This window comes from Mycobacterium sp. NGS33 (assembly GCF_059812885.1).
In genome coordinates this window covers 319,870-343,713 of record NZ_JCALDN010000003.1, presented here as the reverse complement: position 1 = coordinate 343,713, position 23,844 = coordinate 319,870, and the positions used below count along the sequence as shown (strand labels likewise).

Annotated in this window: 17 protein-coding genes; 11 read left to right on the top strand and 6 right to left on the bottom strand. The window is 68.4% G+C overall.

The window, feature by feature from the left end; genetic code table 11:
- The first annotated feature begins 112 nt into the window (after positions 1-112).
- The 6 genes from AC5Y5B_RS09095 to eccA2 all read left to right on the top strand — a co-directional run bounded on the left by AC5Y5B_RS09095 (position 113) and on the right by eccA2 (position 8,777).
- Entirely contained in the window at positions 113-943 is an 831-nt protein-coding gene (locus tag AC5Y5B_RS09095) for an ESX secretion-associated protein EspG (RefSeq protein WP_112632523.1), read from the top strand.
- A 128-nt stretch (positions 944-1,071) separates the two neighbouring features.
- Positions 1,072-2,097, top strand: coding sequence for a MinD/ParA family ATP-binding protein (locus tag AC5Y5B_RS09090; RefSeq protein ID WP_112632524.1), 1,026 nt, complete (start codon positions 1,072-1,074; stop codon positions 2,095-2,097).
- Complete coding sequence (gene eccD / locus AC5Y5B_RS09085; RefSeq protein WP_112632525.1) at positions 2,094-3,623, top strand: type VII secretion integral membrane protein EccD; 1,530 nt, start codon at positions 2,094-2,096, stop codon at positions 3,621-3,623. Before AC5Y5B_RS09090 ends, eccD begins: the two co-directional genes overlap by 4 nt.
- Before the next feature lie 14 nt (positions 3,624-3,637).
- The gene (gene mycP2 / locus AC5Y5B_RS09080; RefSeq protein WP_289176310.1) at positions 3,638-5,269 is read left to right on the top strand and encodes a type VII secretion system ESX-2 serine protease mycosin MycP2; all 1,632 of its coding nucleotides are present in this window, start codon (positions 3,638-3,640) and stop codon (positions 5,267-5,269) included.
- Positions 5,266-6,876, top strand: coding sequence for a type VII secretion protein EccE (eccE, locus tag AC5Y5B_RS09075; RefSeq protein WP_112635674.1), 1,611 nt, complete (start codon positions 5,266-5,268; stop codon positions 6,874-6,876). The genes mycP2 and eccE overlap by 4 nt, the downstream gene beginning before the upstream one ends.
- Positions 6,877-6,938: 62 nt before the next feature.
- On the top strand, positions 6,939-8,777 hold the full coding sequence (eccA2, locus tag AC5Y5B_RS09070; protein WP_112635672.1) for a type VII secretion system ESX-2 AAA family ATPase EccA2: 1,839 nt from the start codon (positions 6,939-6,941) through the stop codon (positions 8,775-8,777).
- Positions 8,778-8,782: 5 nt separating this feature from the next.
- Here eccA2 and AC5Y5B_RS09065 read toward each other — a convergent pair whose 3' ends face one another.
- Complete coding sequence (locus AC5Y5B_RS09065; RefSeq protein ID WP_112635670.1) at positions 8,783-9,223, bottom strand: nitroreductase family deazaflavin-dependent oxidoreductase; 441 nt, start codon at positions 9,221-9,223, stop codon at positions 8,783-8,785.
- Between the two features lies 1 nt (position 9,224).
- Positions 9,225-10,076 carry an NAD(P)H-binding protein gene (locus AC5Y5B_RS09060; RefSeq protein WP_112635668.1) on the bottom strand — a complete coding sequence of 284 codons (852 nt, stop codon included), beginning with the start codon at positions 10,074-10,076 and terminating at the stop codon, positions 9,225-9,227.
- 112 nt (positions 10,077-10,188) lie between these two features.
- Here AC5Y5B_RS09060 and sigI point away from each other — a divergent pair, with 112 nt between their 5' ends.
- Positions 10,189-11,046: an RNA polymerase sigma factor SigI gene (sigI, locus tag AC5Y5B_RS09055; protein ID WP_112635666.1), complete on the top strand. Its 858-nt coding sequence runs from the start codon at positions 10,189-10,191 to the stop codon at positions 11,044-11,046.
- Here sigI and AC5Y5B_RS09050 read toward each other — a convergent pair.
- A complete protein-coding gene (locus AC5Y5B_RS09050; protein WP_289176311.1) occupies positions 11,043-12,260 on the bottom strand; it encodes a MinD/ParA family ATP-binding protein in 1,218 nt (405 codons plus the stop codon). The two genes, sigI and AC5Y5B_RS09050, sit on opposite strands and share 4 nt — an antisense overlap.
- A 644-nt stretch (positions 12,261-12,904) precedes the next feature.
- Here AC5Y5B_RS09050 and gltB point away from each other — a divergent pair.
- Together gltB and AC5Y5B_RS09040 are read left to right on the top strand one after the other, a co-directional pair.
- Complete coding sequence (gene gltB / locus AC5Y5B_RS09045) at positions 12,905-17,488, top strand: glutamate synthase large subunit (RefSeq protein WP_500005166.1); 4,584 nt, start codon at positions 12,905-12,907, stop codon at positions 17,486-17,488.
- Positions 17,481-18,947, top strand: a complete 1,467-nt coding sequence (locus AC5Y5B_RS09040) for a glutamate synthase subunit beta (RefSeq protein WP_500005165.1) — start codon at positions 17,481-17,483, stop codon at positions 18,945-18,947. The genes gltB and AC5Y5B_RS09040 overlap by 8 nt, the downstream gene beginning before the upstream one ends.
- A 381-nt stretch (positions 18,948-19,328) precedes the next feature.
- On the opposite strand, the gene AC5Y5B_RS09035 is transcribed toward AC5Y5B_RS09040, so the two are convergent.
- Positions 19,329-20,180: an LLM class F420-dependent oxidoreductase gene (locus tag AC5Y5B_RS09035; protein WP_112635142.1), complete on the bottom strand. Its 852-nt coding sequence runs from the start codon at positions 20,178-20,180 to the stop codon at positions 19,329-19,331.
- A gap of 51 nt (positions 20,181-20,231) precedes the next feature.
- Between AC5Y5B_RS09035 and AC5Y5B_RS09030 the strand changes: the two genes are divergently transcribed.
- Together AC5Y5B_RS09030 and AC5Y5B_RS09025 are read left to right on the top strand one after the other, a co-directional pair.
- Positions 20,232-20,672 carry a hypothetical protein gene (locus tag AC5Y5B_RS09030; RefSeq protein WP_500005164.1) on the top strand — a complete coding sequence of 147 codons (441 nt, stop codon included), beginning with the start codon at positions 20,232-20,234 and terminating at the stop codon, positions 20,670-20,672.
- A gap of 22 nt (positions 20,673-20,694) precedes the next feature.
- On the top strand, positions 20,695-21,702 hold the full coding sequence (locus AC5Y5B_RS09025) for a PHP domain-containing protein (protein WP_500005162.1): 1,008 nt from the start codon (positions 20,695-20,697) through the stop codon (positions 21,700-21,702).
- Between the two features lie 8 nt (positions 21,703-21,710).
- Here AC5Y5B_RS09025 and AC5Y5B_RS09020 read toward each other — a convergent pair whose 3' ends face one another.
- Positions 21,711-22,466, bottom strand: coding sequence for a YoaK family protein (locus tag AC5Y5B_RS09020; protein ID WP_500005160.1), 756 nt, complete (start codon positions 22,464-22,466; stop codon positions 21,711-21,713).
- 149 nt (positions 22,467-22,615) lie between these two features.
- A complete protein-coding gene (gene dinB, locus AC5Y5B_RS09015; protein WP_500005157.1) occupies positions 22,616-23,821 on the bottom strand; it encodes a DNA polymerase IV in 1,206 nt (401 codons plus the stop codon).
- Between the last annotated feature and the right edge of the window lie 23 nt (positions 23,822-23,844).

The following is a 23,844-nucleotide window of genomic DNA, read 5'->3' as shown; positions in this document are numbered from 1 at the left end:
CGCTCGACCACACCGACAAGCGGGGGTGGGGCAGATGCGCCGGGCGTGTGTGCCCCACCTTTTGGTCTCTTATCCACCGGTCGGGGGACCCACTGAGTGAGGGTAAGGCGACATGCTGACCACCACGGTCGACGGCTTATGGGTTTTGCAGGCGATCACCGGGGTGGAGCAGACCTGCCCTGAACTGGGGCTGCGGCCCATGCTGCCGCGTCTGGACACCCCGGAGCGCGCGCGCAGCCACCCCGCGGCCGCCGAGTTGGTGGCCGCCGGGGCGCTCGACGAGGCCGGCAACGTCGACCCGATGATTCGCGAGTGGCTGACGGTCCTGCTGCGGCGCGACCTGGGGCTGCTGCTGATGATCGGCGTCCCGGGCCGCGAGCCGACCCGGGCATCGATCTGCCGCTTCGCGACGTGGTGGGTGGTCCTGGAACGCCACGCCGACATGGTGCGGCTGTATCCCGCCGGCACGGCCACCAACGAAGCATCGGCCAGGGACCTGGTGGTCGGTCAGATCGAGCGGCTGTGCGGGGTGGCCGAGGCGGCGCCGCTGAAACCGGTCACCCTAGATACCGAGCAGCTGCTGAACTCGGTGCGCGACACCGCCAGCCTGCGATCGTTCCTGCTGGAACAACGCCTCGACGCCGACCAGCTGCAGATGGTGCTGACGGCCGCCGATCCTGCGCGGTCCGCACACGCCAACATCGTCGGGCTGCAGGCCGGTGTGGGGCCGGACGCATTGGCGCGGATCGCCGTCGGGGATGCGACGGTGTCCATCGTCGACACCCCCGCGGGGCGAATCTGCATCGAGAGCGTCACCTCGGGGCAGCGCCAGTACCAGATTCTCTCGCCCGGGTCGCGCACGGACATCGGCGGAGCGATTCAACGGCTCATCCGCCGGCTGCCCGCCGGCGACGAGTGGCACTCGTATCGGCGAGTCGTGTGACGGTGCGCCGGAAGCGAACTGACGAAAGTAACTTAGATAACCAAAGTCTTGGAATAGCAACGTCTGTCGAACTTGAAAGGTTTCTGAACGGGTAAACGCGGTATCCCCAACCGTGTTAGCATCTCGTCGTGACGAGCCCTTGGAATGACCCGAATATGTCGGACGAAGGAGCGCTCAGACGGGGGGATCCGTCAGGGGCCAGCAACTTCCCGGATTCGGTATCGGACACCATGCGTATTACCGATCTGGCCGCGCCGCGGAAAATTCCACCAGGGTCGGGCTGGCGGAAATTCATTTACACCATCTCTTTTCATCAAATAAATCCGGGCGAGTCCCCCCGGGAACGGCACTACCGGGATTTGCAGAATCGCATCCGGCGGCATATTCGACGGCAATACGTCATCACGGTCGTCTCCGGCAAGGGCGGCGTGGGCGTCACGACGCTGGTCGCCTGCCTCGGGGGTGTGTTCCGGGAATGCCGCCCGCAGAACGTGATTGCGATCGACGCCGTCCCGGGCTTCGGGACACTGGCCGACCGCATCGATGAATCCCCGCCCGGCGACTACACCGCGATCATCAACGACACCGATGTCCAGGGCTACGCGGATATTCGAGAACATCTGGGACAGAACGTCATTGGGCTTGACGTCCTGGCCGGCAACCGCACTTCCGACCAGCCCAGGCCGTTGGTGCCCGCGATGTTCTCCGGGGTGCTGTCGCGCCTGCGTCGCACCCACACGGTGATGATCGTCGACACCTCGCCCGACCTCGAACACGAGGTGATGAAGCCGGTATTGGAGAACACCGACACCCTGGTCTTCGTCTCCGGCATCACCGCGGACCGGTCCCGTCCGGTGTTACGGGCGGTGGACTACCTGCGCTCGCAGGGCTACCACGAGTTGGTTTCGCGCAGCACCGTAATTGTGAACCACACCGACCAGATCACCGACAAGGACGCGTTGGCGTACTTGACCGAGCGTTTCACCAAGGTGGGGGCGACGGTCGAAGCGCTGCCGTTTGATCCCCACCTCGCCAAAGGTGGCATCATCGATACCGTTCACGAACTGAAGAAGAAAACGCGATTGCGCCTCTTCGAAATCACCGCCGGGCTGGCGGACAAATACATTCCTGACGCCGAGCGGTCAGTGCCGTGACAGCGCCGCATAAGGTCGCTTTCCCGGCGCGTTGTGCGGTCAACATTTCTTACGAAAAGCACCTGTGTTCCCAGGTGTTTCCCGCCGGAATTCCGATGGAGGGATTCTTCGAGGGAATGGTCGAGCTGTTCGACGCCGACCTGAAGCGCAAAGGCTTTGAGGGCATCGCCTTGCCCGCGGGCAGCTACGAACTACACAAGATCAACGGGGTCCGGCTCGATATCAACAAAAGCCTCGACGAGCTGGGCGTCCAGGACGGCGACACCCTGGTGCTGGTGCCCAGGGTGGACGGCGAGTCCTTCGAACCGCAGTACGAGTCGCTGTCGACGGGTTTGGCGGCGATGGGAAAGTGGCTGGGCCGCGACGGCGGCGATCGGATGTTCGCGCCGGTGACGCCGCTGACCGCCGCCCATACCGCGGTCGCGGTGATCGCAATGGCGGTCGGGGTCGTCGTGGCCCTGACCCTGCGGGCCCGGACATTCACCGACGGCCCGATTCCGGCCGCGGTGGCGGGCGCCGTCGGTCTCCTGCTGTTGGTGGCGACGCTGGTGGTGCGGAGCGGGTGGCGGGAGCGGCGCGACCTGTTCAGCGGCTTCGCGTGGCTGGCGGTCCTGTCGCTGGCCACCGCCGGCGGCTGCGCGCCGCCAGGCAGGCTCGGCGCGGCGCACGGGCTGATCGGCGCCGTCATCGTGATCCTGGGCGCCATCGCCATCGGGATCACGGCGCGGAACCGTTGGCAGACCGCGGTGGTCACCGCGGTGGTGACGGTCTGCGGGGTCCTGGCCGCAGTCGCCGCCGTCCGGATGTTCCGGCCGGCCTCGGCCCAGGTGCTGGCGGTCTGCGTCCTGGTAGGCCTGCTGGTGCTGGTCCGGATGGCTCCGCTGATCGCGCTGTGGGTCGCACGGGTCCGGCCGCCGCATTTCGGATCGATCACCGGTCGGGACCTGTTCGCACGGCGCGAGGGAATGCCCGTCGACACGGTCTCCCCGGTCAGCGAGGACGAATCCGAGGACGAGGACAACGAATTGACCGACATCACCGCGCGCGGCGCCGCGATCGCCGCCTCGGCGCGGTTGGTCAATGCGGTGCAGGTGGGCCTGTGCGTCGGGGTGTCGATCGTGTTGCCCGCCGCGGTGTGGGGGGTTCTGGCGCCGGGACGCCCATGGGCATGGTTGGCGTTGGTGGTGGCCGGGCTCGTGGCCGGCATCTTCCTCACCCAGGGACGCGGATTCGCCGCCAAATACCAGGCCATCGCCCTGGTGTGCGGGGCATCGGCCGCGGTGTGCGCGGGCGTGGTCAAATACGCCGTCGCCGCGCCGAGGGATGTGATGACCGGGTTGATGTGGCCCGCGGTGGCGGTGGCGACCTTCGCCGCATTGGGTTTGGCCGCAGCCCTTTTGGTGCCGGCCATGAGGTTTCGGCCATTCATCCGGTTGACCGTGGAATGGGTGGAAGTGCTCGCGTTCATCGTCTTGCTGCCAGCGGCGGCGGCCTTGGGAGGGCTCTTCACGTGGATTCGCCACTGAGAAGGGCCGCGGCGATGACCGCCGCTGTCACCCTGGTCGCGTTAGCAGCCAATACCCCTGTCGCACTTGCCATTACACCGCCCGCGGTGGATCCGGGAATGGTGCCGCCGGACGGGCCGCCACGATCCGATCAGCCGATGCGCCGTGCCAACAGCTGCTCGACCCCGATCACCGTGCGCAACCCCGACGTGGCGCAGATGGCCCCGGGCTTCAACCTGCTCAACATCACGAAGGCCTGGCAGTACAGCACCGGCAACGGCGTCCCCGTGGCCGTCATCGACACCGGCGTCACCCCGAACCCGCGGCTGCCGGTGGTGCCCGGCGGCGACTACATCATGGGAGAGGACGGCCTATCGGACTGCGACGCCCACGGCACGATCGTCAGCTCGATCATCGGCGCTGCGCCCCAAGGGATCTTGCCGATGCCGCGACCGATGCCCGCCACTCCCGCATTCCCCCCGCCGGCCGCGCCGCCGCCGGTCGTCGGCGCGCCGCCCCCACCGGTCGAGGTTCCGCCCCCGGTGGCTCCCCCACCACCGCCGCCGCCGGTGACGATCACCCAGGTGCTTCCGCCCCCGCCACCACCGCCGCCCCCGCCGCCGGAGGGGGGCGGTGCCACGGCCGCGTCGAACGGACCGCCCGACCCGCAGACCGAGGACGAGCCCGCGGTGCCGCCGCTTCCCCCGGGCGCGCCCGACGGGGTGGTGGGCGTGGCCCCGCACGCGACCATCATCTCGATCCGACAGTCGTCACGAGCCTTCGAGCCGGTCAACCCGCCGCCGGGGGATCCCTACTCGGACGAGAAGGTCAAGGCCGGAACGCTGAATTCGGTTGCGCGCGCGGTGGTTCACGCCGCCAACATGGGGGCCAAGGTGATCAACATTTCGGTCACCGCGTGCCTGCCCGCGGCGGCCCCGGCCGATCAGCGCGCCCTCGGTGCAGCGCTGTGGTACGCGGCGACCGCGAAGGACGCGGTGATCGTCGCGGCCGCCGGCAACGATGGGGAAGCGGGCTGCAACAACAACCCGATGTATGACCCGCTGGACCCGTCGGATCCGCGAGATTGGCATGAGGTCAAGATCGTCTCGGCGCCGTCGTGGTTTTCCGATTACGTCCTGTCGGTGGGCGCCGTCGACAGCAGCGGTGCGCCGCTCGACAAGAGTATGACGGGCCCCTGGGTCGGCGTGGCCGCACCGGGAACCCATATCATGGGCCTCTCACCGCAAGGCGGTGGCCCGGTCAATGCCTACCCGCCGTCGCGACCGGGCGAGAAGAACATGCCGTTCTGGGGCACCAGTTTCTCGGCGGCCTACGTCAGCGGCGTCGCGGCGTTGGTGCGCGCGAAATTCCCCGACCTCAGCGCGCATCAGGTGATCAACCGGATCGTCCAGTCGGCGCACAATCCGCCTGCGGGTGTTGACAATAAGGTCGGATACGGGATGGTGGACCCCGTCGCCGCCCTGACCTTCAACATCCCCCCGGGCGATCGGATGGCCCCCGGTGCGCAGAGCCGGGTCATCACCCCGGCACCGCCGCCCCCGCCGCCCGACCACCGGGCGCGCAACATCGCCATCGGGTTCCTGGGAACGGTGGCCGCCGGCGTGCTCGTGTTCGCGATCGCGGCCCGGCTGCGGAGGGCCCGATGAGACCCGAACTGACCGGGTTCAGCCGCGGCAGCAATCGCCGGGTGGTCGGCGTGTGGGTGGTGTTCCTGCTCGCCTTCGCCGCCTGGCTGGTGGGCGGTTACATCGGCGCCGCCGTCGCCGTGGTGGTGGGGGTGGCGCTGGTCTTCGTGCGCTGGTGGGGCCAGCCGGCGTGGTCGTGGGCCGTGTTGTGGCGGCGTGGCAGGCACCCGGTCGACTGGTCGGCACCGGTCACCGTGGCCAACAATCGATCCGGTGGCGGCGTGCGCGTGCACGACGGCGTCGCCGTGGTCGCGGTGCAGTTGCTGGGCAGGGCTCACCGAGCCACCAGGGTGACCGGCTCGGTGACCGTCGAGACCGAAAACGTCTTGGACATCGTCGAATTGGTGCCGATGCTGCACCAGGCCCTCGGCCTGCAGCTCGATTCGATCAGCGTGGTCACCGTCGGCTCGCGGCACGGCACCATCGGGGACTTTCCGCGGGTGTACGACTCCGAGATCGGAACCCCGCCGTATGCGGGCCGGCGCGAGACGTGGCTGATCATGCGGCTGGCGGTGATCGACAACGCCCAAGCCCTGTTGTGGCGCACCACCGTTGGCTCGGCGGCCATTTCGGTCGCGCAACGCATCGCCGGACTGCTGCGCTGCCAGGGGTTGCGCGCCAAGGTGGCCACCGCCACCGACCTCGTCGAGCTCGACCGCCGGTTGGGGTGGGACGCGGTGTCAGGAACCGTGCAGCGATGGAAAGCGATACGCGGAGAAGCGGGTTGGATGACCACCTATGCGTACCCGCCCGAGGCGATCACGTCACGCAACCTCTCGCAGGCGTGGACGCTGCGCGCCGACGAGGTCATCCAGAACGTGACCGTATACCCGGACGCCAAGTGCACCGCCACCATCACCGTGCGCACGCCCACGCCGGCCCCGACACCGCCCAGCGTCATCCTGCGCCGGCTCAACGGCGAGCAGGCCGCCGCGGCATCCGCGAACATGTGCGGCCCGCGTCCGCATCTGCGCGGATTGCGGCGCAGCCCGCTGCCGGCGGAGCTGATCACCGAGATCGGACCGTCGGGCGTGCTGATCGGCAAGCTCAGCAACGGTGACCGGCTGCTGATACCGGTTACCGATGCCGGTGAGCTCTCGCGCGTGTTCGTCGCCGCCGACGACCCGATCGCCAAGCGGATCGTGATCCGGACCGCCGGTGCCGGCGAGCGGGTGTGCGTGCACACCCGCGACATGTCGCGCTGGGTCAGTGTGCGCATGCCGGAGATCAGCGTGGTGAGCAGTCCGCGTCCAGCACCGCGGACCACCGTCAGCGTCGTCGAGTACGCGCCGCGACGTGGCGGCGGTGGGGGCGCGCTCGAAGGCGGCGGTATCGAGGCGGCGATCTCACCGACGCCGCGGCCGGCGACCGTGATCACCATCGCGCCCGCGGGGGCCACGCTGTCCGAGGGGCATCGGAACGGCTTCGAGGTGATCATCGAGCAGATCGGGCCGGCGGTGGTCAACGTCAGTGCAGCAGGAGAGAATTGGCTTGTCGAGATGGACATGTTCCGCGCCGAGAACCGCTACGTCAGTCTCGAGCCGGTAGGCATCTCGGTCGGCACGTAGCAGGTCGGTAACGCGAGTTTGAGGCACGGTGTGATGAGCAGCCGTTGCCGCGAGGGGTTGTGATGGGTGATTTGCAAACTGCCCGAAGGCATTTCGATCGGGCTATGGCGATCAAGAGCCGGCAGGGCCGGGCGGCGGCGCTGCCGGAGTTCGTCGCCGCCACCGACGCCGACCCGTCGATGGCCGACGCCTGGCTGGGTCGCATCGCGTGCGGCGACAGCGACCTGGCGTCGTTGCGGCAGCTCTACGCCACCAGCGAATGGCTGCACCGTGAGACCACCCGCATCGGGCAGACGCTGGCCGCGGAGATCCAGCTGGGCCCCTACATCGGCATCACCGTCACCGACGCGTCACAGGTCGGGCTCGCGTTGGCGTCCGCGCTGACGATCGCCGGGGAATACGCCGAGGCGGACAGGCTGCTGGCCAACCGCGACCTGCTCGATTCCTGGACCAATTACCAGTGGCACCAGCTGGCCCGCACGTTCTTGATGTACCGGACGCAACGCTGGCCGGACGTGTTACTGGCGGCCGCCGACGAGCTGCCCGCGCAGGCCATCGTCATGTCGGCTGTGACGGCGTCGATTTGCGCGTTGGCCGCCCACGCCGCCGCCCACCTCGGGCAGGGCCGGGTCGCGCTGGACTGGCTGGACCGCGTCGACGTGATCGGGCACAACCAGTCGTCGTCGCGCTTCGACGCCGACGTGCTGACGGCGTCGATCGGCCCGGCCGACATTCCGCTGCTGGTCGCCGATCTGGCCTATGTGCGGGGCATGGTGTATCGCCAGCTGCGCGAGGAGGACAAGGCCCAGATCTGGCTGTCCAAGGCCACCATCAACGGGGTTTTGACCGAGGCGGCCAAAGAGGCACTGGCCGACCCGAACCTGCACCTGGTCGTCACGGACGAAGAAACCATCGACAGCCGCACCGACCGGTGGGACGCCTCCTCGGCCAAGAGCCGCGACGAGCTCGACGACGACGCCGCCGCCGACGTGCGCGCCGCGCTGTTGGCCGAGGGGCGCAAGCTGCTGGCCAAGCAGGTCGGACTGGCCGCGGTCAAGCAAGCGGTCGCGGCGTTGGAAGACCAACTCGAGGTGCGGATGATGCGGCTCGAGCATGGCCTGCCGGTGGAGGGGCAGACCAATCACATGCTGCTGGTCGGCCCGCCCGGTACGGGTAAGACGACCACCGCCGAGGCGCTGGGCAAGATCTACGCCGGCATGGGCATCGTGCGCCACCCCGAGATCCGGGAGGTGCGCCGTTCGGATTTCTGCGGCCACTTCATCGGCGAGTCCGGACCCAAAACCAACGAGCTCATCGAAAAGTCGCTGGGGCGAATCATTTTCATGGACGAGTTCTACTCGCTGATCGAACGCCATCAGGACGGCACCCCCGACATGATCGGCATGGAGGCCGTCAACCAGCTCCTCGTGGCGCTCGAGGTGCACCGGTTCGACTTCTGCTTCATCGGGGCGGGCTACGAAGATCAAGTGGACGCCTTCCTCACCGTCAACCCGGGTCTGGCCGGCCGGTTCAACCGCAAGCTGCGCTTCGAGTCCTATTCACCGGCGGAGATCGTCGAGATCGCCCACCGCTACGCCACCCCGCGCGCCAGCCTGCTCGACGACGGCGCCCGGGAAACGTTCCTGGACGCGGCGACGACGATCCGCAACTACACCACCCCCGGTGGGCGCCACGGCATCGACGCCATGCAGAACGGTCGGTTCGCCCGCAACGTCGTCGAGCGCGCCGAGGGCTTTCGCGACACCCGGGTGGTGGCGCAAAAGCGCGCGGGTCAACCGGTGACGGTCGAGGATCTGCAGATCATCACCTCGGCCGACATCGAGGCCGCGGTGCGCAGCGTGTGTTCGGACAACCGCGACATGGCGGCCATCGTCTGGTGACGGGATTACGCCGGCTCGAAGCGGAAAACGGCCAACCTCCCCGCCAGCGCTTCGAATTCGTCGGGCGTCCCATCGCGCACCATCCCCGAGCGTTTCGCGAAGGCCACCCCGACCGGGACCTCGCTAGGGAAGGCCCGTAGCACCGGCCGCGCTTCGTGGGCGGAGAGTTCGACGATCCGCACCGTGCGTGACCGTCGACCGCGGCTCAGCGTGCCGACGCCGGCCGCCCGGGCATTCGCCGCCCAGTCGGCGCCGGGGTAGCCGGCCACGACGTAGAGGCCGCCCTGAAAGTCGAAGGGCGTCATCGGGGTACGGCGTGGCTGACCCGATTTGCGGCCGGGCACGGTGAGCACCATGGCGGGGCCGGTCGGGATCCCGAGCCGTTGGACCGCCATCATGAACTTGTTCATTCCCTTGAGGTAGCGCGGGGGGCGAGGATCGGTCATCTCAGGCTCCTTCTTGTTCGTTGCTGAACATCTCTCGGTGTGCGGAAACCCAGTGCGCGAACGGGATTGGCGGCCGGCCGAGGATCTTCTCCACGTCGTGGGTGACCAGGGCGGGCTTGTCGAGCGTCTCGGCCTGCATGGCGAGGTAGGCGTCGGCGAATCCGGCGCTGAACCCGAGGCCGATGAATCGTTGCCGCACGGCGTCTGCGGGGATCTCGTGGTAGTGCAGCGACCGGCCCAGCGCGGCGCCGATGACCTCGACCAGCTCCGCGTTGGTGAAGGCCTGTGGCCCCGTCAGCGGAATGCGTTGTCCGACAAGTTCGTCGGTGAGCAATGCGCGCGCCGCGACCCCGGAGATGTCGGCCTCGACGATCGGCGCCGCCGATGCCGCGGCGTAGGGCCCGGCGACCACGTCACCGGCGCGGATCTGGGCCGACCACATGCCGGCGAAGTTCGTGGCGAACACCGTGGGCCGCAGGCTCACCCACTCCAGGCCCGAGTCGACCGCGAGGCGTTCGACCTCCCGGTTGCGGTCCCCGCGGAACCGGGACGGCTGCCGGGCGACGTCGTCGTCGGCGTTGATCGCCGACAGCGCCACCAGCTTGGTGACACCGGCGCGCCAGCACTGGTCCACCACGTCGTCGAGTTGCCCGCCCAGCGCCCGGGAATTCAGGAAGACCGCGGAGGCACCCGGAAGCGCCTCGGCGGCCGAACCGAACACCTGCACCCCGGGTGGAAATCCGGCCGGACCCGGCTGTCGGGTGACCGCCCGCACGCGCGCTCCCGCGGCCAGCAGTTCGGTGACGAGTGGGCGTCCGACGTTGCCGGTCGCGCCGGTGACGACGATGGTCATGACGGTTTTCCTTCCGTGAACTTTGTGCACTTGGAAAAACGACGGGGCAAAAGGTGGGAAAGTTACACCCGAGAACTTGTAACTTTTCGCCCCAGTAGATCGTCGAAGGGTCATGAACCAGTCGCAGTCAGCCGGCGACCAGGTCAGCGAGGCCTGGCGTCGGCACCGCCCATACCTGGTCAACCTCGCCTATCAGATGCTGGGAGACATCGGTGACGCGGAAGACGTTGCACAAGAGGCATTTTTGCGACTTTCGCGAGCCGACGGCAGCGAGATCGAGGACGTGCGGGGATGGCTGACCGTGGTGGCGAGCCGCCTCTGCCTCGACCAGGTGCGTTCGGCGCGCGCCCGGTACGAACGACCCGGCGAGGTTGCGGAGCGACCGGCGCCGGGCCACATCGACCCGGCCGACCGGGTCACGCTCGACGACGAGATCCGCACCGCACTGCTCGAAGTCCTGCGCAGGCTCAGCCCCGGTGAACGGGTCGCCTTCGTGCTGCACGACGTGTTCGGCGTCCCGTTCGACTCGATCTCGCAGACGGTGGGCCGCCCGGTCGGCACCTGCCGTCAGCTAGCACGGAGGGCCCGCACGAAATTTCATGCGGCACAACCGAAACTGAGCGACGTCGCATCGGCAGAGCACCAGTTGGTCACCGAGAAGTTCATCACCGCATGCGCCAACGGCGACCTCGAGGCGTTGGCCGGCGTCCTGGATCCGACGGTGTGGGGCGTGGGCACCATCCTCGCGGACCCGGCGCCGCCGCCGCAGATCAACCACGGGCCAGATGCGGTGGCCACCAACCTGTTGCGCTACCTGTGGCCGGACGTGACCCTGGTGAGCGGTCCCGTCGGGGGCCCGGTGCTGCTGGCCTTCAGCGAGCGCCGCCTGTTCGCCGTCATCGTGCTGACGATCCGCGGGTCGCGGGTGCGCAAGATCGAGGCGATCGCCGATCCGTCGGCGCGGGCCTAGTTCTGCTTGCCGGCGTTGTCGGCGGCGCGGTGGGGACGCGCCGCGAAGTACCCGGCGATGGTCGCGGTGATCTCGAGGAATTTGCGCCGCGTCGCCGGGGCCATCTCGTGGCTCACGTCGATGACGCCACCGGGCCGCAGGTGGGGATCGAAGGGCACTTCGATCACCGGCCGGCCATGATCGGTGAACTCGCGGGCGAGCAATGCCCGGGTGCGCTTGTCGGCATGGCCATCGGAATCGTTGAGCACCACGATGGTGTGGCGCAGCAGCGTGTCCAGGCCCTGATCCGCCAGCCACTCCATGGTCCGCGCGGCGGCGGATGCGCCGTCGGCCCAGGGGGAGGACACCACGATCAGCGCGTCCAGATCGCGCAGGACCTCCTGGGTGAGCGGGGCGTCCATCGTGGAACCGCAGTCGATCACCGAGATCGTGAAATGGCGGTCCAGTCGCAGCGCCGCTTCCCGGTAGATCGCCGGATCGAGCACTCGGCGCGGGCCTGACGCCGGTTCCCCGGCGAGGACGTGAAGACCCGCCGCATTGCGGCCCAGCCGCGCCACCACATCGTCGAAAGACCGCAGGTTCTTGTCGGCGGTCAGCTCCCAGAACGAGCCCGTCGACGCGGGATCGATCCGGCTGCTGAGCCTTCCGAAGGCCGTGTCGGCGTCGATCGCGACGACGTGGTCTTGCCGGCGCAGCGTGGCGAACAGCGAGCCCACGCTCGCGGCGACCGACGTCTTGCCCACGCCGCCCTTGCCCAGCACGCCGACCTTGTAATTGCCGTACAGGCGCGTCCGGATGGCCGCCTCGAACTGGGCCTCCTGTTGCTGGGCGGGCGAGGGGCCCAAGTTGATCAGACCGAAGGTGATCAGCCGCAGGACGCGTCGCCACCCGCGATCGGGTAGCTCCGCTGTCGGGGCGGCGGGAGCGGAATGGGTCGGTTGGCCAGACGACGCCGCGGGCGGCGGCCGAAACGACGGGGCGGGCGTTGACGGCGGCGCCGCCCCCCAGCCCTGCGGCCGGGCCGGCGGGGGTGGCGGGGGAGCGGACGGCGGGCGCGGCGCGGCGGGCCGCTGGGTGACGGGAGGCGCGGTGGCCCGGGGCTCGTGCGGGGCCGGATGAGGCCGTTGGGGAGGGGGAGCGGGCGGGCGCGCCGACGGGGGGTTAGGCCGCTCGGGCTGCAGACGGTCCCGCAGGAATTCGTCGCGCTCGTTCATGGGCTCCTCGGGTGCCAGGCGGTGGGTCGTCGTGGGGGTGGCCCGGCGGCGGCGAGGGTGTGACGTGATAAGCGCCACGGTCCAACCTGCGACGCCGGGTGTGACCAATCCCCGTCCAGTATCTCCTGCTGCGCCGTGTGCGCGAACCTGCAAACACACGCCGGCTGGCTGCTAAAACCCGCTTGTGCCCCACCCCGGCTGCTGAGCACGCTCGCACCCGCGCCGGCGAACTCACCGAGGCGCCCGCGTGGCCTTCGCAGCAAACTTGACCGGAAGGACAGCGGTTGCGCGGGGCCGCAGGGAATAGCCCCAGCTGTGACAGGAATTCGGCGCCCCGGCCGGGGCGTGGGCAGAATCGGCGTTCACCGCGGGCAGCGAAATTTACGACGCTGCGGGCTGGCGGCTAGACTTGACGAAGTTGGCATGTCAGGCGGGTATTGTCATATCGTTTTACGACTTGTCGAGACCGGTTCCAGGCCACCGTTCAGAGCTGCACGGACGTCCCTAACAGGAGTATCTCCGCCTGGGGCACAGCCCATCGAGACAAGACCGAAGGGGTCACAGCCCGCAACCTCACGGGTGCGACCTCCTCGGGGCCGCTGCTAACGGCCGCGCAGAACGTTCAGGTGAAGGGTCAGGTGCATATGACGCCCAAGCGCGTCGGGTTATACAACCCCGCGTTCGAGCACGACGCGTGCGGGGTTGCCATGGTCGTCGATATGCACGGCCGTCGTAGCCGCGACATTGTGGACAAGGCAATCACTGCGCTGCTGAACCTCGAACACCGGGGTGCCCAGGGCGCCGAGCCGCGCAGTGGCGACGGCGCCGGCATCATGCTGCAGGTCCCGGACGCCTTCCTGCGTGAGGTCGTGGACTTCGAACTGCCGCCCCCGGGTAGCTACGCCACCGGCATCGCCTTTCTGCCGCAGTCGTCCAAGGACGCCGCGACCGCGTGTGCCGCCGTGGAGAAGATCGCCGAAGCCGAGGGCCTGACGGTGCTGGGCTGGCGCAACGTGCCCATCGACGACTCGTCGCTGGGCGCCCTGTCCCGCGACGCGATGCCCACGTTCCGCCAGGTGTTCATGGCGGGCGCATCCGGCATGGCGCTGGAGCGCCGCGCCTACGTGGTGCGCAAGCGTGCCGAGCACGAGCTGGGTACCAAGGGCCCGGGTCAGGACGGACCCGGACGCGAAACCGTCTATTTTCCAAGCCTTTCCGGTCAGACCTTCGTCTACAAGGGCATGCTGACCACCCCGCAGCTCAAGGCGTTTTACCTTGACCTGCAAGACGATCGGCTGACCAGCGCACTGGGCATCGTGCACTCCCGGTTCTCCACCAACACATTCCCGTCGTGGCCGCTGGCGCACCCGTTCCGCCGCGTCGCGCACAACGGTGAGATCAACACCGTGACCGGTAACGAGAACTGGATGCGGGCCCGCGAGGCGCTGATCAAGACCGACGTGTTCGGAACCGAAGCCGACGTCGAGAAGCTGTTCCCGATCTGTACCCCGGGGGCATCCGACACCGCGCGTTTCGACGAGGTGCTCGAACTGCTGCACCTGGGTGGGCGCAGCCTGGCCCACGCCGTGCTGATGATGATCCCCGAGGCGTGGGAACGCAACGAGTCGATGGATCCCGCGCGGCGGGCGTTCTACCAGTACCACGCCTCGTTGATGGAGCCGTGGGACGGACCCGCGTCGATCACGTTCACCGACGGCACCATCATCGGCGCCGTGCTCGACCGTAATGGCTTGCGTCCCTCGCGGATTTGGGTCACCGAAGACGGCTTGGTGGTGATGGCCTCCGAGGCCGGCGTGCTGGACCTGGACCCCGCCAAGGTGGTCCGCCGGATGCGGTTGCAGCCCGGCCGCATGTTCCTAGTGGACACCGCGCAGGGCCGCATCGTCTCCGACGAGGAGATCAAGGCGGAGCTGGCCGCCGAGCACCCCTACCAGGAGTGGCTGGACAAGAACCTGGTCCCGCTCGACGACCTGCCGCAGGGCAACTACAAGCGGATGCCCCACGACCGACTGGTCAAGCGGCAGCAGATATTTGGCTACACCTACGAGGAACTCAACCTCTTGGTGGCGCCCATGGTGCGCAGCGGCGCCGAGCCGATCGGCTCGATGGGCACCGACACCCCCGTCGCGGTGCTCTCGCAGCGACCCCGGATGCTCTACGACTACTTCCAGCAGTTGTTCGCGCAGGTGACCAACCCGCCGCTGGACGCCATCCGCGAGGAGGTGGTGACCAGTCTGCAGGGCACCACCGGCGGCGAGCGCGACCTGCTCACGCCGACCGAACGCTCGTGTCACCAGATCGCCCTGTCGCAGCCGATTCTGCGCAACCGCGAGCTGGCCAAGCTGATCAACCTGGACCCCGACGACGAGGTCAATGGTCGTCCACATGGCATGCGCTCCAAGGTGATTCGCTGCCTGTACCCGGTCGCCGAGGGCGGCGCGGGGCTGGCCGCCGCACTCGAGGAGGTGCGCGCGCAGGCGTCCGCGGCGATCGCTGACGGCGCGCGCGTGATCATCCTGTCCGACCGGGAGTCCGACGAGCGGATGGCGCCGATCCCGTCGCTGCTCGCGGTGGCGGGGGTGCACCACCACCTGGTGCGCGATCGCACCCGGACCCACGTCGGGCTGGTGGTGGAAACGGGCGACGCCCGCGAGGTCCACCATATGGCCGCGCTGGTCGGCTTCGGCGCCGCGGCGATCAACCCGTACATGGCGTTCGAGTCCATCGAGGACATGCTCGACCGCGGCGTCATCGAAGGCATCGACCGCAAGACGGCGCTGAGCAACTACATCAAGGCGGCCGGCAAGGGTGTGCTGAAAGTCATGTCCAAGATGGGCATTTCGACGGTGGCCTCCTACACCGGCGCGCAGCTGTTCCAGGCGGTCGGCATCTCCGAGGACGTGCTGAACGAATATTTCACCGGATTGAGCTGTCCCATCGGCGGTGTCACCCTGGACGACATCGCCGCCGACGTCGCCGTCCGGCACGCGCTGGCCTACCTGGACCGCCCGGACGAGCGGGCCCACCGCGAACTCGAGGTGGGCGGGGAATACCAGTGGCGCCGCGAGGGCGAGTACCACCTGTTCAACCCCGAGACCGTCTTCAAGCTGCAGCACGCCACGCGCACCGGCCAGTACAAGGTGTTCAAGGACTACACCCGCCTGGTCGACGACCAGAGCGAGCGGATGGCCTCGCTGCGCGGCCTGCTGAAGTTCCGGGCCGGGATCAACCCGCCGATCCCGCTGGACGAGGTCGAGCCCGCCAGCGAGATCGTCAAGCGCTTCTCGACCGGGGCGATGAGCTACGGCTCGATCTCCGCCGAGGCGCACGAGACGCTGGCCATCGCGATGAACCGGCTGGGCGGCCGCTCCAACAGCGGTGAAGGCGGCGAGGACGTCAAGCGCTTCGACCGCGATCCCAACGGCGACTGGCGGCGCAGTTCGATCAAGCAGGTTGCCTCCGGGCGGTTCGGTGTCACGTCGCACTACCTGACCAACTGCACCGACATCCAGATCAAGATGGCCCAAGGCGCGAAACCCGGTGAGGGCGGCCAACTTCCGGGGCACAAGGTGTACCCCTGGGTCGCCGAGGTACGCCACTCCACGCCCGGCGTGGGACTGATCTCGCCGCCACCGCACCACGACATCTACTCCATCGAGGACCTGGCGCAGCTGATCCACGACCTCAAGAACGCCAACCCGGCCGCGCGCGTGCACGTCAAGCTGGTCTCCGAGAACGGCGTCGGCACGGTGGCCGCCGGGGTGTCCAAGGCGCACGCCGACGTGGTGCTGATCTCCGGGCACGACGGTGGCACCGGCGCCACCCCGCTGACCTCGATGAAGCACGCCGGGGCTCCGTGGGAGCTGGGACTGGCCGAGACGCAGCAGACGTTGCTGCTCAACGGGTTACGCGACCGGATCGTGGTTCAGGTCGACGGTCAGCTCAAGACGGGCCGCGACGTGATGATCGCCGCGCTGCTCGGCGCCGAGGAATTCGGCTTCGCCACCGCGCCGCTGGTGGTCTCCGGCTGCATCATGATGCGGGTCTGCCACCTGGACACCTGCCCCGTGGGGGTGGCCACCCAGAACCCGGTGCTCCGCGAACGCTTCACCGGCAAGCCCGAATTCGTCGAGAACTTCTTCATGTTCATCGCCGAAGAGGTCCGCGAATACATGGCGCAGTTGGGATTCCGCACCATCAACGAGGCCGTCGGCCAGGTGAAGTCCTTGGACATGACGCTGGCCCGGGCCCACTGGAAGGCGCACCGGCTCGATCTGGGCCCGGTTCTGCACGAGCCGGAATCGGCGTTCATGAACCAGGACCTGTACTGCAGCTCGCGTCAGGACCACGGCCTGGACAAGGCGCTCGACCAGCAGTTGATCGTGATGAGCCGCGAGGCGCTGGACTCCGGGAAGCCGGTGCGGTTCTCCACGACCATCAGCAACGTCAACCGCACGGTGGGCACCATGCTCGGCCACGAGGTCACCAAAGCCTATGGCGGCCAAGGGTTGCCGGACGGAACCATCGACATCACCTTCGACGGTTCGGCGGGCAACAGCTTCGGCGCGTTTGTGCCGCGGGGCATCACGCTGCGCGTCTACGGCGACGCCAACGACTACGTCGGCAAGGGGCTGTCCGGTGGCCGGATCGTGGTTCGTCCGTCGGACGACGCGCCCGCCGATTACGTGGCGGAGGACAACATCATCGGCGGCAACGTGATTCTGTTCGGCGCGACCAGCGGCGAGGCATACCTGCGCGGCGTCGTGGGTGAGCGGTTCGCCGTCCGTAACTCCGGTGCACACGCCGTCGTCGAGGGTGTCGGCGACCATGGTTGCGAATACATGACCGGCGGCAAGGTTGTCGTCCTCGGTCGCACCGGCCGTAACTTCGCGGCGGGCATGTCCGGCGGCGTGGCCTACATTTACGACCCGCAGGGCGAATTCCCGGGCAATCTCAACGCGGAGATGGTCGAGCTCGAGAGCTTGGATGACGATGACTACGAGTGGTTGCACGGCATGATTCAGGCACACGTTGATGCCACCGATTCCGCTGTCGCCCAGCGCATTCTGGGGGACTGGCCGCAACACCGGCGGCACTTCACCAAGGTGATGCCGCGGGACTACAAGCGGGTGCTGCAGGCCATCGCCGAAGCCGAACGCGACGGCGTGGATGTCGACAAGGCGATCATGGCGGCCGCGCATGGCTGATCCGAGCGGCTTCCTGAAATACACGCATCGGGAACTGCCGAAGCGTCGGCCTGTCCCGATTCGGTTGCGCGACTGGCGCGAGGTCTACGAAGAATTCGACAACGAGACCCTGCGCGAGCAGGCGACCCGCTGCATGGACTGCGGTATTCCGTTCTGCCACAACGGTTGCCCGCTGGGTAACCTGATCCCGGAGTGGAACGACCTGGTGCGCAGGGACCGGTGGCGCGACGCCATCGAAAGGCTGCACGCCACCAACAACTTCCCGGACTTCACCGGGCGGCTGTGCCCGGCCCCGTGCGAGCCGGCCTGCGTGCTCGGCATCAACCAGGACCCGGTGACGATCAAGCAGATCGAGCTGGAGATCATCGACAAGGCCTTCGACGAGGGCTGGGTGCAGCCTTTGCCGCCGGACACCAAGACCGGCAAGAAGGTCGCCGTGGTCGGTTCCGGGCCCGCGGGATTGGCCGCCGCCCAGCAGCTGACCCGCGCCGGCCACACCGTCACCGTCTTCGAGAGGGCCGACCGCATCGGCGGACTGCTGCGCTATGGCATCCCGGAATTCAAGATGGAAAAGCGTGTCCTGAACCGCCGGCTGGACCAAATGCGGGCCGAGGGAACCGAATTCCGCACGGGCGTCAACGTCGGAGTGGACATCACCGCCGAGCAGCTGCGCGCCGACTTCGACGCCGTGGTGCTGGCCGGCGGTGCCACCGCGGGGCGTGATCTGCCGATCCCCGGCCGCGAGCTGGACGGGATCCACCAGGCGATGGAGTATCTGCCGTGGGGTAACCGCGTGCAGGAGGGCGACGACGTGCTGGGGCCCGACGGGCAGCCGCCGATCACCGCCAAGGACAAGAAGGTCGTCATCATCGGTGGCGGGGACACCGGCGCCGACTGCCTGGGCACCGCCCACCGGCAGGGCGCGACCGTCATCCACCAGTTCGAGATCATGCCGCGCCCGCCGGAGACGCGCGCCCCGTCCACCCCGTGGCCGACCTACCCGCTGATGTACCGGGTGTCCTCGGCGCACGAGGAGGGCGGCGAGCGGGTGTTCTCGGTCAACACCGAGGAGTTCGTCGGCAAGGACGGTCACGTCACGGCGCTCAAGGCGCACGAGGTGACGATGGAAGACGGCAAGTTCGTGAAGGTGGAGGGTTCGGAGTTCGAGCTCGAGGTCGACCTGGTGTTGCTGGCGATGGGCTTCGTCGGCCCCGAGAAGGAGGGCCTGCTCACCGACCTCGACGTCAAGCTCACCGAGCGCGGCAACGTCGCCCGCGGCGCCGATTTCGACACCTCGGTTCCGGGCGTCTTCGTTGCCGGCGACATGGGTCGTGGCCAGTCGCTCATCGTCTGGGCGATAGCTGAGGGCCGGGCGGCCGCCGCCGCGGCCGACCGATTCCTGATGGGGTCGACGGCGCTGCCCGCGCCGGTCAAGCCCACCGCGGCGCCGCTTCAGTAGTCACACCAGTCACACCAGAAACACGCCGTTCTTCGCTCGGCGAGTCTCCCACTGTTTGCCAGCCGCGGGGTGTCTAATAATCCGCTGTGAGCCCGCTCACATGGGGGTCACACCGGTTTCCCGGTTGAACGACCGATCGCAGGAGAGATTCTTGTGCATATCCACCCATTACCTCAGTCACGGATGGGGCGAATCGCCTGGTCATGGTTGCGTCACCCGGTGAAAAGTCGGGAGTTTCCCGCCAAGCACGAGCGCTTGGTGACCCCCCAGGACTTGCTGCTGTTCGGTGCGTGACCGCCCGGCCGGCGCGTTGAGCGCCGCGCGGCGGGTTTGCTCACGGCGCACCCGGCCGATTTTGGCCGGGTCACCCCGGATGCGCCGTCAGCGCTCCCATAGACCCGAGTCGCGGATCGCCTCGGCAAGCGGTTCCAGCACGGCCGGATCGTGCGGCGGCGGCAGGTAGACGATGCCCAGATCCAAGCCCTCGGCGGCCAGCCCGGCGGCGTCCTCGATGACCTTCCCGTAGTTCAGATCCGGCTCCAGGCGCAGATGGGCCGAGAGCGTGATCTCCTTGGGATCGCGGCCGATGTCCGCGCAGTGCGAGGCCAGCACGTCACGCTTGTGGGCGAAGACGTCGGGCGGACCGCCCACGAAATTCCAGTGCTGGGCGTAGCGGGCGGTGATGCGCAGCGTGCGCTTCTCCCCGCTGCCGCCGATGCAGATCGGCGGGTGCGGGCGCTGCGGCCCCTTGGGCTCGTTGCGGGCTCCCTTGAGCTGATAGAACTTGCCATCGAAGTCGGTGGTCTCCTGGCTGAGCAGGCTGGTCAGCACCTCGCACGCCTCCTCGAAGCGGTCGAAGCGTTCCTTGATGCTGCCCAGTTCGATGCCGTAGGCGCCGGACTCCTCCTCGTTCCAGCCGGCGCCGATCCCCAGCTCGAGCCGTCCGTTCGAGATGATGTCGAGGGCGGCCGCCATATTGGCCAGCACCGCGGGGTGGCGGTAGTGGATCCCGGTGACCAGGGTGCCCACCCGCAGCCGCGTGGTGGCCTGGGCGAGCGCGGTCAGCGTCGTCCAGCCCTCCAGGCAGGGCCCGCTGCTGTCGGAGAAGATCGGATAGAAGTGGTCGAAGGTCCACCCGGACTCGTAGACATCGATGTCGTCGGCCGCCTGCCAGACGGCCAGCATCTGGGCCCAGGTGGTGTTCTGCGGTGAGGTCTTGAACGCGAATCGCATGCAATCGACGTTAGTCGGTGTTTATGAAGGGCAACTAAACTCGACGGCGCCATGACTTGCCCATGTTGCTCCCTCGGAATCGACACCAAGATCACCCTGCTGGCGGCGGGCCTGATCTTCCTGCTCGCGCTGATCCTGGGCGTGTGGAAATACCGCGAGATGATGACGTCGGAGAACCACCTCGCGCATCCCTACGTCGACATCGCCCACCGGGCGGCGCTGCTGTATTCGTTCGCGACGCTGCTGCTCGCGGTCTTCGTGCAACTGAGCGCCTGGCCGGTGTGGGTGAATCTGACGGCGGCGGGGGTCGTCGTCTTCTTCTTCGTGGCCGCCATCGCCGCCTACGTCAGCCACGGCGCGCGCCGCGACACCGTCAACCAGTTCGAAAACGCCGACGGGCGTCTCGCGTTGGCGATGGCGGCGCTGATCGCCGGGGAGATCGGCGGATTCGGCGTGTTGCTGGCCGGATTCGTGGCCGGCCAACTCGTGTGAGTGGGGCGGGCACACTGGAGTCATGGATCCGGTAGCGGCGTTACGGCAGATCGCCTATTTCAAGGACCGCAGCCGCCACGACCCCCGGCGCGTGATGGCCTACCGCAACGCGGCCGACATCATCGAGGGCCTCGACGAGGCGACCCGGGAGCGGCACGGCCAGGCCAACAGCTGGCAGTCCCTGCCGGGGATCGGGCCCAAGACGGCCAAGGTCATCGACCAGGCATGGTCGGGGCGCGAGCCCGACCTGCTGGTCGAATTGCGGTCCAGCGCCGAGGATCTCGGCGGCGGCGACATCCGCTCCGCGCTGCGCGGCGACCTGCATCTGCACTCCAACTGGTCGGACGGCTCCGCACCGATCGATGAGATGATGGCCTCGGCGGCGGCGCTGGGGCACGAGTACTGCGCGCTGACCGACCACTCGCCGCGCCTGACCATCGCCAACGGCCTCTCGCCCGAGCGGTTGCGCGCCCAGCTCGACGTGATCGACGGCCTGCGGGAGCAGTTCGCGCCGATGCGCATCCTCACCGGGATCGAGGTCGACATCCTCGACGACGGCAGCCTCGACCAGGAACCCGAGCTGCTCGAGCGCCTCGACGTGGTGGTGGCCAGCGTGCACTCCAAGTTGTCGATGGATGCGCCCGCGATGACCCGGCGGATGCTGCGCGCGGTGGCCAACCCGCACACCGACGTGCTGGGGCACTGCACCGGCCGGCTGGTATCCGGGAATCGCGGCATCCGGCCGGAATCCAAGTTCGACGCCGAGGCGGTGTTCACCGCGTGCCGCGAGCACGGCACCGCGGTCGAGATCAACTCGCGGCCCGAGCGGCGCGATCCGCCCAGCCGGCTGCTGAACCTGGCGCTCGAGATCGGCTGCGTGTTCACCATCGATACCGACGCGCACGCGCCCGGGCAGCTGGACTTCCTCGGCTACGGCGCCCAGCGCGCGCTGGACGCGGGCGTCCCCGTGGACCGGATCGTGAACACCTGGCCCGCCGAGCGGTTGCTGGAGTGGACCGGCGCGAATTGAGACGCCGCTCAGACCTGCACCGGTTCGGCGTGCTCGGGAACCGGTGCGTCGCTGCGGGCGGTGCCCTGCAGCAGGTTGGCGGCGCCGACGATCGCGCAAATCGCGGCCGGGATGAGCAACGCGTAGCCGCCCAGCCGAGCCCCGAACGCGATCCCGGCCACGCCGCCGCCGAGGAATAGCACGAGGGTCGTCGCCAGTATCGCCGTTTTCCAGTTCTTGATTCCGTGTAGCCGGCTGCGACCGAGGATCAGCCCGAGGTCGGTGACGGTTCCGGTGAAGTGCGTGGTGCGGATCGCCATTCCGCGAAAGCTCGAGGTCATCCCGTTTTGCAGGCCGAGCGCCGCGGCGGCGAACAGCGCCTGCACCGCGGTCTGCTCGATGCCCAGGGCATTGAGCTGTGCCCTGACGACGGTCTCCGCGACCCCGGCCCCCGCAAGCACGAGTAAGGCCGCCTCGAGGAAGAGCACCGCGGCGTGGCGTGGGCCCGCAAGGGCGTCGGTGGGTGCGAGGATCGCCCCCGCTATGGTCGCTCCCGTCAGGAAGCCGAGAAAGATCGCGCCGAGCACGTGGCCTTCGTAGAGCCACGGGTTGGCCGTGTTCATGCCCAGCTGGGTGGTGATCCCGGTCAGATTGCCGACGGGCACCGCCAAAATCAGCAGCGCCACAGCGTTGACGAAGCCCGCCGATAAGGCGAGTAACGCGCTGTAACCGAGCAGGAGACCCTCGCGGGGCAGGCCGGTGTCGCGGGATTGGTGCGGCGGCATCGGTTTCAGTTGCTCACTTTCGAGGTCGGGTTTTCGCCAGCCTAACAATCGGGCCGTCGCACAAGCGGCGTCGCGAGGCCGATTCAAATCAACCTCACATCATCGAAAAGGCTTGTGGTAGAGGACAATTAGCGAACACCCACGCCCCGTCAGTCGGGGAGGTGTGGGGTCTCTATACCCGGATCGCGGCCGACCAAAACCGCCGGCGTCAGCGCCGACTTGCCGTAGCGGCGGCGCACCCGGTCGATGGCGGCGTCGATGTCGAGACGGTTGTTGTCGTCAGCGAAGGGCAGCGTCAGCTGTTGGGCACCGCTGCGGTCGATGCCCGAGACCGCGAACCCGACCAGCGTCAGTCCGCGCTGCGCGATGAGCGGCGCGGCGGCCGCGACCAGCCCGCGCGCGGCGGCCAGCAGGGGCGCCGTGGCTGACGTGGCCCACGGTAGCGTCCGCGACCGGGTCGCCCGGCCGAAGTCGGCGAAGCGTAGCCGCAGCACCACGGTGCGACCGGTGCGCCCGGCGGCGCGCATGCGGCCGGCGATGCGATCGATCAAATTGACCACGACGGCGTCGATCTCGCCGGCCGACATGGTGTTTCCGGCGCGTCCCAGTGCCCGCTGCGCGCCGACGGACCGGCGACGGGCACCCGTGGTCACCCGGCGGCGGTCGATATTGCGGGACAGCGCGTACAACTGGTGGCCCATCGCCCCGCCCACCATGGAGCCCAGCGTGGACTCGCTGAGCTCGGCGACGTCGGCGACTGTCACGATGCCGTGCGCGCGCAGCTTCTCGGCCGTCACCGCGCCCACGCCCCAGAGCCGGCGCACCGGCAGCGGCCGCAGGAAGGTCAGCTCCTGGTCGGGCGGCACCAACAACAGGCCATCGGGCTTGGCCTCCTGGCTGGCGACCTTGGCGAGGAACTTCGTGCGGGCGACGCCGACCGTGATCGGCAGCCCGACGCGCTCGCGCACGTCCGCACGCAACCGCTCGGCGATCTGCACCGGCGTCCCGGAGACGCGACGCAGCCCACCGACGTCGAGGAACGCCTCGTCCACCGAGAGCGGTTCCACGATCGGCGTGCAGTCGCGAAACACCCCGAACACGGCGTCGCTGGCGCGGCTGTACGCGCTCATCCGCGGCGGCACCACCACGGCGTGCGGGCACAGCCGCCGCGCCTGCGACCCGCCCATGGCCGTGCGCACCCCGTAGGCCTTGGCCTCGTAGCTCGCGGCCAGCACCACACCGCCGCCCACGATCACCGGGCGGCCCCGCAGGGTCGGGTCGTCGCGCTGCTCGACGGACGCGTAGAAGGAATCCAGGTCCGCGTGCAGGATGGACGCATCGCACCGCACGAACATATGTTCGCATGCGGTGGTGACAG

Coding starts and splice junctions, on each gene's coding strand:
- AC5Y5B_RS09095 (WP_112632523.1), top strand. CDS start 113: ATGCTGACCACCACGGTCGACGGCTTATGGGTTTTGCAGGCGATCACC.
- mycP2 (WP_289176310.1), top strand. CDS start 3,638: ATGACCGCCGCTGTCACCCTGGTCGCGTTAGCAGCCAATACCCCTGTC.
- eccE (WP_112635674.1), top strand. CDS start 5,266: ATGAGACCCGAACTGACCGGGTTCAGCCGCGGCAGCAATCGCCGGGTG.
- eccA2 (WP_112635672.1), top strand. CDS start 6,939: ATGGGTGATTTGCAAACTGCCCGAAGGCATTTCGATCGGGCTATGGCG.
- AC5Y5B_RS09065 (WP_112635670.1), bottom strand. CDS start 9,223: ATGACCGATCCTCGCCCCCCGCGCTACCTCAAGGGAATGAACAAGTTC.
- AC5Y5B_RS09060 (WP_112635668.1), bottom strand. CDS start 10,076: ATGACCATCGTCGTCACCGGCGCGACCGGCAACGTCGGACGCCCACTC.
- sigI (WP_112635666.1), top strand. CDS start 10,189: ATGAACCAGTCGCAGTCAGCCGGCGACCAGGTCAGCGAGGCCTGGCGT.
- AC5Y5B_RS09050 (WP_289176311.1), bottom strand. CDS start 12,260: ATGAACGAGCGCGACGAATTCCTGCGGGACCGTCTGCAGCCCGAGCGG.
- gltB (WP_500005166.1), top strand. CDS start 12,905: ATGACGCCCAAGCGCGTCGGGTTATACAACCCCGCGTTCGAGCACGAC.
- AC5Y5B_RS09040 (WP_500005165.1), top strand. CDS start 17,481: ATGGCTGATCCGAGCGGCTTCCTGAAATACACGCATCGGGAACTGCCG.
- AC5Y5B_RS09035 (WP_112635142.1), bottom strand. CDS start 20,180: ATGCGATTCGCGTTCAAGACCTCACCGCAGAACACCACCTGGGCCCAG.
- AC5Y5B_RS09030 (WP_500005164.1), top strand. CDS start 20,232: ATGACTTGCCCATGTTGCTCCCTCGGAATCGACACCAAGATCACCCTG.
- AC5Y5B_RS09025 (WP_500005162.1), top strand. CDS start 20,695: ATGGATCCGGTAGCGGCGTTACGGCAGATCGCCTATTTCAAGGACCGC.
- AC5Y5B_RS09020 (WP_500005160.1), bottom strand. CDS start 22,466: ATGCCGCCGCACCAATCCCGCGACACCGGCCTGCCCCGCGAGGGTCTC.
- dinB (WP_500005157.1), bottom strand. CDS start 23,821: ATGTTCGTGCGGTGCGATGCGTCCATCCTGCACGCGGACCTGGATTCC.